This window comes from Kineococcus anabasis (assembly GCF_054590795.1).
In genome coordinates this window covers 305,834-318,307 of sequence record NZ_BAAIHU010000001.1, presented here as the reverse complement: position 1 = coordinate 318,307, position 12,474 = coordinate 305,834, and the positions used below count along the sequence as shown (strand labels likewise).

Below are 12,474 nucleotides of genomic sequence, written 5' to 3'. Positions count from 1 at the left end.
AACCGCTGTGAACACCCACCCCACCCCGTCCGCGTCCCGGCCCGCCGGGGAGGCGGCCGTGGAGGACCTGCTGGCCCGGATGAGCCTCCAGGAGAAGCTCGCCCAGCTCGTGGGGCTGTGGGAGCGCGAGGACGACGGCAGCGCCGGCGGGGACGGCGGTGACGTGGCGCCCATGCAGGACGCCATGCAGGCCGCCGACGTGCAGTTCGAGGCCTTCGCCCGCCACGGCCTGGGGCAGTTCACCCGCCCCTTCGGCACGGTGCCCGTCGACCCCGCCGAGGGCGCCCGCAGGCTCGCCGCGCGGCAGCGCCGGCTGGTGACCGGCACCCGGCTGGGCATCCCCGCGCTGGTGCACGAGGAGTGCCTGACGGGCCTGGCCGCCTGGCAGGCCACGACGTACCCGGCGCCGCTGTCGTGGGGGGCGTCCTTCTCCCCCGACCTGGTGGAGCGGATGGGCGCGCAGATCGGGGAGACGATGCGCTCCCTGGGTGTGCACCAGGGCCTGGCGCCGGTGCTGGACGTAGTGCGCGACGCCCGCTGGGGCCGGGTGGAGGAGTGCATCTCCGAGGACCCCTACGTCGTGGGGACGATCGCCACGGCCTACGTGCGCGGGCTGCAGTCCACGGGCGTCGTGGCGACGCTGAAGCACTTCGTGGGGTACTCGGGCTCCCGGGCGGGGCGCAACCTGGCCCCCGTGCACGCCGGGCCCAGGGAGGTGGCGGACGTGCTGCTGCCGCCCTTCGAGATGGCCGTGCTCGACGGCGGCGTGGGGTCGGTGATGAACTCCTACGCGGAGGTGGACGGCCTGCCCGTGGCCGCGGACGAGGGCCTGCTGACGGGGGTGCTGCGGGAGCGGTGGGGCTTCTCCGGCACCGTCGTGGCGGACTACTTCTCCGTGGCGTTCCTGCACTCCCTGCACGAGGTGGCCGCCGGCCTCGGCGACGCCGCGGCGCAGGCCCTGCGCGCCGGGATCGACGTGGAGCTGCCCACCGGGGTGGCGTACCTGGAGCCGCTGGCGGAGGCGGTGCGCGCCGGTGAGGTGCCCGAGGAGCTGGTGGACCGCGCGCTGCGCCGGGTGCTGCGGCAGAAGGCGGCCCTCGGGCTGCTCGACGTCGCCGGGGACCCGGACGCGTTCGACCCCGGCGCCGTCGGGGAGCTGGACCTGGACCCCCCGGCGCACCGGGCGCTGGCCGCGGAGCTGGCCGAGCGTTCCATGGTGCTGCTGTCCAACGACGGCACCCTGCCGCTGGCGGCCACGCCGCGGCGCGTGGCGGTGCTGGGGCCCAACGCCGACGATCCCGCGGCCCTGTTCGGCTGCTACAGCTTCGTCAACCACGTCCTGGCCCAGCACCCGGAGGTGGACGCGCGGCTGCCGGCGCCGACGGTGCTGGAGGCGCTGCGCGCGGAACTGGCCGGGGCGCAGGTGGAGCACGTGCGCGGCTGCGACGTGGACTCCGCCGACACCTCGGGTTTCGCGGCGGCGGTGGAGGCCGCGGCGAGGGCCGAGCTGGCCGTGGTGGTGCTGGGCGACCGCGCCGGGCTGTTCGGGCGCGGCACCTCCGGTGAGGGCTGCGACACCGACGACCTGGAGCTGCCGGGGGTGCAGCGGGCCTTCGCCGAGCGGGTGCTGGCCACGGGCACCCCGGTGGTGCTGGTGCTGCTGACCGGCCGGCCCTACGTGCTGGACTGGGCTCTGGGGCGGGCCGCCGCCTGCGTGCAGGGTTTCTTCCCCGGCGAGGAGGGCGCGGCGGCGGTGGCGGGGGTGCTGAGCGGGCGGGTGAACCCCTCCGGGCGCCTGCCGGTGAGCCTGCCGCGCTCGGCGGGCGCGCAGCCGTACAGCTACCTGCACCCGCGCCTGGGCGGGGCGAGCTCGGTGACGAACCTGGACACCGCCCCGGTGCTGCCCTTCGGGCACGGGCTGTCGTTCACCACGTTCGAGCGCACCGGCCTGCGGGTGGCGCAGGAGCGGGTGCCCACGGGTTCCTCGCTGCGGGTGGCCGTGCGGGTGGCCAACACCGGCGGGCGGGCCGGGGCGGACGTGGTGCAGCTGTACGGGCACGACGTGGTGGCCTCGGTGACGCGGCCGGTGGCGCAGCTGCTGGCCTACGCCCGGGTGGAGCTGGAGCCCGGGGAGGCGGTGGAGGTGGAGTTCGACGTGCCCACGACGCGGCTGGCGTTCAGCGACCGGGCGATGCGCCGGGTGGTGGAGCCGGGCGCGGTGCGCCTGGCGGTGGGGCCGGACTGCCGCACCGCGGAGCTGAGCGCCGAGGTGGAGCTGACCGGCGCGGTGCACGAGGTCACCACGGCGGACCGGCGCCTCGTCGACGTGGTGGTGCGCCCGGCCACCTGACCGGGTCGCCACCTGATCCGGTCGGGCCGCACGCCGGCGGGGGCTGCGGGGTGGGGGCCGCGGGCTCCGGGCACCCGCAGCCCCCCGGCCGCGACGGCTACTGGCCGCCCTTCTGCACGAAACCGCGCACGAACTCCTCGGAGTTGGTCTCCAGGACGTCGTCGATCTCGTCGAGCAGGGCGTCGACGTCCTCGTCGTGGGTGGTGGTGGAGGCGGTGGCGCTGGGCGCGGGGGCCGGCTCGTCCGGCTCGTCCTCGCGGCGGTGAGGTCGCTGCTGCTCGTGTGCAGGCACGGCTTGCCCCCCTGGTGGTCCGGGTGCGCGGCGCCCGGAGTGGGCGCTGCTCCTGTGCCGACAGTAACCCCAGATCCCGACACGCGGCCGGTCGTACCCGGCGGCGCAGGTGACGATCGTGTTTCGGGCCGGCCTCAGGTGCCGGTGAGGGCCGCGACGAGCTCCTCGGCGGTCTCGCACCGCTCCAGCAGGGCCCCCACGTGCTCGCGGGTGCCGCGCAGCGGCTCCAGGGTGGGCACCCGCTGCAGCGCGCCCCGGCCGGCGACGTCGAAGATCACCGAGTCCCAGCTGGCGGCGGCGACGTTGGCGCCGTAGCGCTGCAGGCACTGGCCGCGGAAGTAGGCGCGGGTGTCCTCCGGGGGCTGCACGACCGCGGCGGCGATCTCCTCCTCGCTGAGCAGGCGCTCCACCTGGCCCCGCTCGGCCAGGCGCAGGTACAGCCCCTTCTCCGGGCGCACGTCGGACCACTGCAGGTCGACCGCCTGCAGGCGCGCGGAGTCCCAGCCCAGCCCGTCGCGGTCGCGGTAGCCCTGCAGCAGCCGCAGCTTGGCCACCCAGTCGATCTCCCGCGCGCACAGCGCCGGGTCGCGCTCCAGGCGGGTCAGGACGGACTCCCAGCGGGTGAGGACCTCGGCGGTGTCCGGGTCCGGGCCCCCGCGGGCGGCGACGAAGGCGGCGGCGGCCTCCAGGTAGGCCCACTGCAGCTGCACGGCGCTCATCCGCCGCCCGTCGCGCAGGCGCACCCGGTGGCGCAGGGAGGGGTCGTGGGAGACGGCGTGCAGCTCCGCGACGGGCTGGGCGAGGAGCAGCTCCCCCGCCGGGCCGCCGTCGAGGGCGCCGGCCTCCACCATGGCCAGCACCAGGGAGGTCGTGCCCACCTTCAGCAGGGTCGCGACCTCGCACATGGTGGCGTCGCCGACGATCACGTGCAGGCGGCGGTACTTCTCGGCGGTGGCGTGCGGCTCGTCGCGGGTGTTGATGATGGGCCGCTTCAGGGTGGTCTCCAGGCCCACCTCCACCTCGAAGAAGTCGGCGCGCTGGCTGATCTGGAAACCGGGCCGGCGGCTGTCCTGGCCGATGCCGACGCGCCCGGCACCGCAGAGGACCTGGCGGGAGACGAAGAACGGCGTCAGGTGCCGCACGATCTCCGCGAAGGGCGTGGCGCGGTCCATGAGGTAGTTCTCGTGGGTGCCGTAGGAGGCGCCCTTGCCGTCGGTGTTGTTCTTGTAGACGTTCACCGGCGCCAGGCCGGGGGTGGCGGCGATGCGACGCACCGACTCCAGCACCACGCGCTCCCCCGCGCGGTCCCACAGCACCGCCGCGCGCGGGGTGGTGACCTCCGGGGAGGAGTACTCCGGGTGGGCGTGGTCGACGTAGAGGCGGGCGCCGTTGGTGAGGATGACGTTGGCCGTGGTCGGGTCGTCGGTCTCGGCGAGTTCGGCGGACACCGTCGGCACCGCGCGCTTGTCGCGCCGGCCGGTGTCGGTGAGCTGGCTGGGGTGGGCGCGGGAGCGCTCCACCTCGAAGCCGCGCGCATCGCGCAGGGGGGCCTCGTCCTCGTAGTCCCAGCGGGCGCGGGCGGGGCCGGCCGGGCCGCCCTGGGGGGCGGCGTAGGCGTTGACGACCTGCGCGGAGAGCAGCATCGGGTTGGCACCCGGCTCGCCGGGGGCGATGACGCCGTACTCGGACTCGATGCCGGTGACCCTGCGGACGCTCACGCAGCGACCCTAACCGCGCGCGCCCGGCGCGCCCGTCGCGGGCCGGGTGCGCGCCCGCGACGGGCGGACCCCGCCCGTCGCGGGGGACGTCAGCCAGCGGCGGGGGGGACCTCGGTGCCGCCGTCGTCGCCGTGGACGAGGCGGCGCTCGTGCTCGACGAGCTCGTCGATCTGGTCCGTGTTCGGCCGCGGGTCCATCCCGCCGTGCTGGCGGTGGTCGGGGGCCAGGTGCTCCGTCGGGTCGATGACGTCGTCCAGGGTCGGCTCGTCGTGCGGGCTGCTCATGGGGGCCTCCTGCTCCTCGCCCGTGGCGCGGTGGCCGGGCGGCCGCCGCCACCGACGTCCATACCCGCACGCGCCGCCGGGCACACCCGCGGGCGCCTCACTCGGTGCGCAGGGCCACCACGGGGTCGAGCCTGCCCGCGCGGCGGGCGGGGAAGACGCCGAAGAAGATGCCGACGGCCCCGGAGACGACGAAGGCCACGACGGGGCTCCACCACTCCACCGCCGCCGGCAGCGGGGAGAAGCGGTCCAGGGCCAGGGAGCCGCCGACGCCGAGGACGATGCCGATGACGCCGCCGATGGTGGTGAGCAGGACCGCCTCGACGAGGAACTGGGTGAGCACGTCGCGCTGGCGGGCGCCGAGCGCCTTGCGCAGGCCGATCTCCTTGGTCCGCTCCCGCACGGAGACCAGCATGATGTTGGAGACGCCCACGCCGCCGACGAGCAGGGAGATGCCGGCGATGGCGGCCAGGACGGTGGTGAGCAGGCCCAGGATGTTGCCGATGACGCCGAGGATCTGCGTCTGGGTGATCGCGCTGAAGGGCTGGTCGGGGTAGCGGTCCTTCAGCGCGGCCTGCAGGTCGCGGCTGAGGCGGGGGACGACCTCGGAGGTGGTGGCGCGCACCGCGAAGGCGTCGACGCGGTCCACGCCGAGGAGGCGCTGGGCGGTGGTGATGGGGATGTGCACCTCGTCGTCCTGGCTGACGCCGAAGGACTCCCCCTGCTCGGCGAGGACGCCGATGACGCGGAAGCGGGTGCCGCCGACGCTGAGCTGGCGGCCGACGGGGTCGGCGTCGCCGAACAGGGCGGTGGCGGTGCGCGGGCCGAGGACGGCGACGCGGCGGCGGGTCTCCACGTCCGTCCCGGTGAGGTAGGTGCCCTCGGTGACCGGGCGGTCGAAGACGCGCGGCATGTTCTCGTCGGTGCCGTTGAGGGTGGTGAAGGTCGCCGTGCCGCCGGCGCGGACCTGCTCCCCGGAGGTGATGCGCGCGGTCACGTCGTCGGGGTCACCGGTGACGCGCTCGAGGAGCTCGGCGTCGGACAGCGTCATCCGCGAGACGGTGGGCGCTCCGCGCTGGCCGGCCTCCCCCGGCACGACGAAGATCAGGTTGGAGCCGAGGCCCTCGACCTGGGACTCGATCTGCTGGCGGGCGCCGGCACCGATGGAGACGACCACGACGACGGCGGCCACGCCGATGATCACGCCGAGCATGGTGAGCAGGCTGCGCAGGCGGTTGCCGCGCAGCGCGTCGAGGGCGACGCGGAAGGCCTCCCAGCCCTTCACGGCGCCCGCCCCGGCTCGGGCTGCGGCGCGTGCTGCGGCTCGCGGCGGGCGTCGGGGTGGGCGTCGGGGTGGGCGTCGGGGTGGGCGTCGAGGGCGTGCCGGGCGCCGGTGGTGCGTGCCGCGCCGGTGAGCGCGGTGTCCTCCTCCACCAGCCCGTCGCGCACGCGGACCTGGCGGCGGGCCCGGCCGGCGACCTCGTTGTCGTGGGTGACGAGCACGACGGCCACGCCGTGCTCGGAGTTCAGCTCCTCCAGGATGCGCATGACCTCCGCCCCGTTGCGGGTGTCGAGGTTGCCGGTGGGCTCGTCGGCCAGCAGGATCCGCGGCTCCCCGACGAGGGCGCGGGCGATCGCGACGCGCTGCTGCTCCCCGCCGGACATCTGGGTGGGGCGGTGCCCGAGGCGGTGCCCGAGGCCCACCGCGCGCAGGGCGGCCTCGGCGCGGGTGCGGCGCTCCCCGCGCGGCACCCCGCGGTAGAGCAGGGGCAGCGCCACGTTCTCCCAGGCGCTGGAGCGCGGCAGGAGCTGGAAGGCCTGGAAGACGAAGCCGATGGCCTCGTTGCGCAGCGTCGCCAGCTCGCCGTCTGAGAGGCGGGCCACGTCCCGCCCGCCGACGCGCAGGGTGCCGGAGGTGGGCCGGTCCAGGCAGCCGAGCAGGTGCATGAGGGTGGACTTGCCGGAGCCGCTGGGGCCGATGATCGCGGCGTACTCCCCGTCGGAGACGGTGAAGCTGACACCGCGCAGGGCCTCGACGGTCTCCTCCCCGAGCTGGTAGGAGCGGCGCACGTCGACGGCCTCGATGGCGGGGGGCGCGCCGGTCGGGGCGGCGCTCACGGCACCTCCGCGCCCTCGCGCAGGGTGTCCAGGCCGGAGACGGCCACCTCCTGGCCCTCGGTGAGGCCGGCGAGGACCTCCACGAACTCCTCCCCGCGGGCGCCGACGGTGACGTCCTGGCGGTGCGCGCGCCCGGCGCGCACGAGCCAGACGCCCTCCGCGCGCCCGCCCTCGGCCCGCAGCAGGGCACCGGCGGGCACGCGCAGGACGCCGGGGGCCTCGCGCACCCGCAGGGAGACCACGGCGGACATCCCCGGCAGCGGCGCGGGGGCCGGTGCGCCGCCGGGCAGGGTGCCGCCGTCGAAGCTCATGCGGGCGGTGAAGGCGACGGCCCCGCCGGAGCCGGTGCTCGGCTCGGGGTCCAGGGAGGTCACGGTGGCGCCGTAGTCGGCCTCCGGCACCGCGTCCAGGGACAGGTCCGCCTTCGTGCCGGGGCGCACCTGCAGCACGTCGGTCTCGTCGACCTCGGCGGTGACGGTGAGGACGGAGGCGTCCGTGATGACGGCCAGGGCGCTGCCGGCGGCGACGGGCGCGCCGGCGCTGAGGGGGGCGGCCGAGCCGGCCTGGGCCCCACCGGCGGCACCGGCGCCCGGTGGCAGGGAGATGCCGCTGGAGGCCAGCAGCCCGGCTGCCCCGGCGGGCAGCGCCGCCCCTCCGCCGGCGCCGCCGGAGGCGGAGAGGGAGACCCGCCCGGAGATGGGCGCCTCCACGACGAGGGAGTCCACGACGCGCCGGGCGGCGTCGACGGCGGCGCGGGTCTGCACCCGCTGCGCCTGCCCGAGGGAGCCCAGGGCGGTGCCGACGCTGGCCAGGCCCTGCTCGACCTGCTTCGTGAGCTGCTCGGACTGGGCGGAGAGCAGGTCGTACTGGGCGCGGGCGGCGTCGAGGGCGGCGAGGGCCTGGGTGCGGGCGGCCTCGTCCCCGATGAGCTCGGCGCGGGCCCGGGCGTCCTCGAAGCCCTGCAGCGCCTCGGCGCGGGCGCGGCGCTGCTCGGCGGTGGTCCCGGTGCGCCCGGCGGTGGGGACGCGCCCGGAGCGGGCGGCCTGGGCGTCGGCCTGCTCGGCGCGGGCGAGGTTCTCGCGGGCCTCGGGCGAGTCCAGCACCAGCAGCTCCTGCCCGGCCTGCACCTCCTGCCCGTCGGTGACGGCGAGGGTGGCGACGGTCCCGGCGGCGGGCGCGGTGAGGGTGGCGGTGGCCCTGGGGACGATGGCGCCGGGCGCCTCGACGACCTCGACGACGTCGCCGCGGGTGACCTGCTCGGTGTCGACGACCACCTCCTCGGCGTCGCTGCAGGCGGTGAGCGCGAGGGAGGAGGTGAGGACCGCGGCGAGCAGGGCGGGCAGCCGGGTGCGGGCGGCGCGACGCGCCGGGGTCCAGGGGGGTCGGGGAGCCACTGCGTCACCCTATGCCGCGGGTGCGGCGCCCCGGTCGGCGCGTAGCGTGCCCCGGGTGGACGCGCCACCCGGGGACCCCGAGGACCACCGCGAGAACCACCGCGAGGACCACGGCGTCGACGCCCGCGAGGGCGGCGGCGGTGCCGCGGGCGCGGAGGCGGTGGCCCTGCTGGGGCCGGACGGGCGGGTGTGCGGGCAGGCACCGCGGGAGCGGGTGCGCCGGCTGAACCTGCCGCACGCGGCGACGGGGGTGCTGCTGCGCGATGCGCGGGGGGCGGTGTACGTGCACCGGCGCACCGACACCAAGGACGTCTACCCCGGGGCGCACGACTGCCTGGCCGGCGGGGTCGTGGGCGCCGGGGAGGACCCGGACGAGGCGGCGCAGCGGGAGCTGGCCGAGGAGCTGGGCGTGCACGGCGTCGGGCTGCGCCCGGTGCTGCGCGCCTGGTACCGCGACGAGCGCACGCACTACCTGGCGCACGTGTACGAGGGCCGCTGGGAGGAGCGCCTGCACGGGCCGGTGCGCCACCAGGTCGAGGAGGTGGCTTGGGGGGCGTGGACGTCCCCCGCGCGGCTGGCCCGGCTGCTGGCGGACGAGTCGTGGCCGTTCGTGCCCGACAGCCGCGCCCTGCTGGCGCGCTGGCCCGGTGGTCTGCTGCCGCGGCCCTGAGCACGCGCCGGGCGGACCGGGGGTGGTGCGCGTCACGAGCAGTTCCAGCTTCGGTCACGGATCGGTAGCGATGGGCGGCGTGGCTTGAGCGGGCCGCTGGCGCGGGGTACGTTCGCAGTCCGGTGTAAACGTTTTTACACGAAGAGGTGTCCCGGGACGCCGCGCGTGCCCACGCGCGGGCCGGGGAGAACGAGAGAGGCATCGGGCATGAGCCTTCGTCCCAAGGCAACCCGCCGCTCCGCGGCCCTCGCCGCAGCGCTGACCGCCGGCCTGGCGCTGTCCGCCTGCGGTGGTGGCGGCGGCGAGGCCAACAACGCCCCGGGCAACAACGAGGCCAGCAGCTCCGGCGACGCCGCGAGCGCGGCCATCGACTGCGCCGTCTTCGAGGCCGCCCCCTTCAGCGAGTTCGGCGACATCAAGGGCAAGACGATCAGCCTCTACACGGGCATCGTCACCCCCGAGGACGCGCCGTACCAGGAGGCGTTCAAGGCGTTCGAGGACTGCACCGGCGCGACGGTGAAGTACGAGGGCGACAAGGCGTTCGAGACGCAGATCAAGGTGCGCGCCCAGGCCGGCAACCCGCCGGACATCGGCATCGTCCCCCAGCCCGGCCTGCTCGCCCAGCTCGTCGCGACCGGCGCGGTGAAGGAGGCCCCCGCGGCCGTCGCCGCCAACGTCGACGAGTACTGGAACGAGGACTGGAAGGCGTACGGCACCGTCGACGGGAAGTTCTACGCCGCGCCGAACAGCGCGAACGTGAAGTCCCTGGTGTGGTACTCCCCGGCCGAGTTCGAGGAGAAGGGCCTCAAGGCGCCGACCACCCTCGACGAGCTGAAGGCGCTGAGCGAGAAGCTCGCCGTCGACGGCTACAAGCCGTGGTGCGCGGGCATCTCCAGCGGCGAGGCCACCGGCTGGCCGGTCACCGACTGGGTCGAGGACTTCGTGCTGCGCACCGCCGGCCCCGAGGTCTACGACCAGTGGTACAAGCACGAGATCCCCTTCAACGACCCGCGCATCGTCGCGGCGTTCGAGGCCGCCGGGCAGTACCTGAAGAACGACAAGTACGTCAACGGCGGGCTCGGCGACGTCAAGAGCATCGCCGTCACCACCTTCCAGGAGGGTGGCATCCCGATCACCGAGCAGACCTGCTCGCTGCACCGGCAGGCCAGCTTCTACGCGGCCAACTGGCCCGAGGGGACGGAGGTCGCCGAGGACGGCGACGTCTTCGCGTTCTACCTGCCCGGCAGCGGTGCCGAGGAGAAGCCGGTCCTCGGTGGCGGCGAGTTCATCACCGCGTTCTCCGACCGGCCCGAGGTCCAGGCGTTCCAGACGTACCTGACCACGCCGGAGTACCACAACCTGCGCGCCAGCCTCTCCGAGGGCGGCGGGTGGGTCAGCGCCCACAGCGGCCTGGAGGAGGAGAACCTGGCCAGCCCGATCGACCGGCTCTCCCGGGAGATCCTCCAGGACCCCGCCGCGGTGTTCCGCTTCGACGCCTCGGACCTGATGCCCGGTGCGGTCGGCTCGAACAGCTTCTGGAAGGAGTCGACCAACTGGATCACCGGCAGCAAGAACAGCCAGGAGGTCGCCGACGCCATCGAGGCCTCCTGGCCGAAGTGAGCCCCCGCAGCTGACGGGTGGGTCCGGTGAGGCGGCCCCGGGCGGGCACGCCGCCGGACCCACCCCGCCGGAGACATCCCGCACGACCCGGCCGCGTCCCCCCTGGGGCGCGGCCGGACCCGTCCGCGACCCCAACGGAGGGCAGGGGCTCACATGTCGAGCGCCGAGAAGTTCACCAACCTGATCGTCGCCTTCGCCGCGTTCGCAGCGGTCATGGCGGTCATCCTCCTCATCGCCCGCACCGTCGGCGAGCGCGCCGGCGGGCGCATCACCGCCTGGGTGTTCCTGGCGCCGACCCTGGTGATGCTCACCATCGGGCTCCTCTACCCGGCGCTGGCCACCATCTGGCAGTCCTTCCACGACGCGCAGGGCGACACCTTCATCGGCGTCGAGAACTACGTCACGATCTTCACGACGTCGAACCAGCTCACGGTGCTGGGGAACACGGTCCTGTGGGTGGTCATCACCCCGTTCGTGGCGACGGCCGTGGGCCTGATCTACGCGCTGCTGGTGGACGGGGCCAAGGCGGAGGGCCTGGCCAAGGCGCTCATCTTCCTCCCCATGGCGATCTCCTTCGTCGGCGCGGGCATCATCTGGCGGTTCATGTACGCGTTCCGCCCGGCGCAGGGGAACATCAAGCAGATCGGCCTGGTCAACCAGGTCATCGTCCTCTTCGGCGGCGAGCCGCAGCAGCTGCTCATCGACCCGCCGCTGAACACCCTGCTGCTCATCGTCGTGATGATCTGGATCCAGGCGGGCTTCGCGATGACGGTGCTCTCGGCGGCCATCAAGGCCATCCCCGACGAGATCATCGAGGCGGCCAAGCTCGACGGCGTCGGCGTCACGCAGATGTTCCGGTTCGTGACCCTGCCGACGATCCGCCCCGCGGTCGTCGTGGTCCTGACCACCATCGGCATCGGCACCCTGAAGGTCTTCGACATCGTGCGCACGATGACGGGCGGGCAGTTCGACACCAGCGTCGTGGCCAACGAGTTCTACAGCCAGACGTTCCGCGCCGACAACGTCGGTCTCGGCGCCGCCCTCGCGGTGCTGCTGTTCGTCCTGGTCATCCCGATCGTGGCCTACAACGTCCGTCAGATGCGCGCCTCGGAGGCACGATGAGCACCACGACACCTCCCGTCTCCGCCGGCACCTCGGCGAAGGGGACGGCCGTCCCGGCGACGCGGACGGCGGCCCGCAAGCTGAGCAGGCCCTGGGCGACGCTGGCCGCGCTGGTCCTCGCCGTGCTCTGGACCACGCCCACGCTCGGGCTGCTCATCTCCTCCTTCCGCCCGGAGCGGGCCATCAAGACCTCCGGGTGGTGGACGGCCTTCTCCGACCCCCGCTTCACCCTGGAGAACTACCGCACGGTCCTCAGCGCGGAGGGCTCCGCCGCCCTCGGGCCGTACTTCGTCAACTCCCTCATCATCGCGCTGCCCTCGGTCTTCATCCCGATGACGCTGGCGGCGCTGGCGGCGTACGTGTTCGCGTGGATCGACTTCAAGGGCCGCGACCTGCTGTTCGTGGCCATCTTCGCCATGCAGATCGTGCCCATCCAGATCGCCCTGCTGCCGCTGCTGACGCGGTTCGTGGAGTGGGGCATCGCCGGCACGTACACCACCATCTGGCTGGCGCACTCCACGTTCGCCCTGCCGCTGGCCATCTTCCTGCTGCACAACTTCATGCGGGAGATCCCGCGCGAGCTCATCGAGGCGGCCCGGGTGGACGGCGCGGGCCACGTGAAGATCTTCTTCTCGGTGCTGCTCCCGCTGCTCACCCCGGCGCTGGCGGCGTTCGGGATCTTCCAGTTCCTGTGGGTGTGGAACGACCTGCTCGTGGGCCTGACGTTCGGCACCTCGGAGACGAACCCGCTGACGGTGGCGCTGGCGAACCTCTCCGGCACCCGCGACAGCGCCTGGCACCTGCTCTCGGCCGGCGCGTTCGTCTCGATCGCCCTGCCGCTGGTGGTGTTCCTGTCGCTGCAGCGCTACTTCGTCAAGGGCCTGCTCGCGGGCGGGCTGAAGGGGTAGC

The 12,474-nt window shown here is 74.6% G+C and carries 11 protein-coding genes; 5 read left to right on the top strand and 6 right to left on the bottom strand.

The window, feature by feature from the left end:
* Positions 1 to 7 precede the first annotated feature (7 nt).
* Positions 8 to 2,350 carry a beta-xylosidase/alpha-l-arabinosidase gene (locus tag ACYQBY_RS01375; RefSeq protein WP_459642014.1) on the top strand — a complete coding sequence of 781 codons (2,343 nt, stop codon included), beginning with the start codon at positions 8 to 10 and terminating at the stop codon, positions 2,348 to 2,350.
* A gap of 97 nt (positions 2,351 to 2,447) precedes the next feature.
* On the opposite strand, the gene ACYQBY_RS01370 is transcribed toward ACYQBY_RS01375, so the two are convergent.
* From ACYQBY_RS01370 to ACYQBY_RS01345, 6 genes are all read right to left on the bottom strand, one after another.
* Complete coding sequence (locus ACYQBY_RS01370; protein ID WP_459642013.1) at positions 2,448 to 2,642, bottom strand: ubiquitin-like protein Pup; 195 nt, start codon at positions 2,640 to 2,642, stop codon at positions 2,448 to 2,450.
* Between the two features lie 134 nt (positions 2,643 to 2,776).
* Positions 2,777 to 4,360, bottom strand: coding sequence for a depupylase/deamidase Dop (gene dop / locus ACYQBY_RS01365; protein WP_459642012.1), 1,584 nt, complete (start codon positions 4,358 to 4,360; stop codon positions 2,777 to 2,779).
* Between the two features lie 89 nt (positions 4,361 to 4,449).
* Positions 4,450 to 4,644, bottom strand: a complete 195-nt coding sequence (locus tag ACYQBY_RS01360; RefSeq protein ID WP_459642011.1) for a hypothetical protein — start codon at positions 4,642 to 4,644, stop codon at positions 4,450 to 4,452.
* 97 nt (positions 4,645 to 4,741) lie between these two features.
* Complete coding sequence (locus ACYQBY_RS01355) at positions 4,742 to 5,926, bottom strand: ABC transporter permease (RefSeq protein WP_459642010.1); 1,185 nt, start codon at positions 5,924 to 5,926, stop codon at positions 4,742 to 4,744.
* Positions 5,923 to 6,759, bottom strand: a complete 837-nt coding sequence (locus ACYQBY_RS01350; protein ID WP_459642009.1) for an ABC transporter ATP-binding protein — start codon at positions 6,757 to 6,759, stop codon at positions 5,923 to 5,925. Before ACYQBY_RS01350 ends, ACYQBY_RS01355 begins: the two co-directional genes overlap by 4 nt.
* Positions 6,756 to 8,153: an efflux RND transporter periplasmic adaptor subunit gene (locus ACYQBY_RS01345; protein ID WP_459642008.1), complete on the bottom strand. Its 1,398-nt coding sequence runs from the start codon at positions 8,151 to 8,153 to the stop codon at positions 6,756 to 6,758. The genes ACYQBY_RS01350 and ACYQBY_RS01345 overlap by 4 nt, the downstream gene beginning before the upstream one ends.
* Before the next feature lie 55 nt (positions 8,154 to 8,208).
* Here ACYQBY_RS01345 and ACYQBY_RS01340 point away from each other — a divergent pair, with 55 nt between their 5' ends.
* From ACYQBY_RS01340 to ACYQBY_RS01325, 4 genes are all read left to right on the top strand, one after another.
* A complete protein-coding gene (locus ACYQBY_RS01340; protein WP_459642007.1) occupies positions 8,209 to 8,823 on the top strand; it encodes an NUDIX hydrolase in 615 nt (204 codons plus the stop codon).
* Between the two features lie 207 nt (positions 8,824 to 9,030).
* Positions 9,031 to 10,443, top strand: coding sequence for an ABC transporter substrate-binding protein (locus ACYQBY_RS01335; protein ID WP_459642006.1), 1,413 nt, complete (start codon positions 9,031 to 9,033; stop codon positions 10,441 to 10,443).
* A gap of 153 nt (positions 10,444 to 10,596) precedes the next feature.
* Positions 10,597 to 11,565, top strand: a complete 969-nt coding sequence (locus ACYQBY_RS01330) for a carbohydrate ABC transporter permease (protein ID WP_459642005.1) — start codon at positions 10,597 to 10,599, stop codon at positions 11,563 to 11,565.
* Positions 11,562 to 12,473 carry a carbohydrate ABC transporter permease gene (locus tag ACYQBY_RS01325; protein WP_459642004.1) on the top strand — a complete coding sequence of 304 codons (912 nt, stop codon included), beginning with the start codon at positions 11,562 to 11,564 and terminating at the stop codon, positions 12,471 to 12,473. The genes ACYQBY_RS01330 and ACYQBY_RS01325 overlap by 4 nt, the downstream gene beginning before the upstream one ends.
* Position 12,474: the final 1 nt, after the last annotated feature.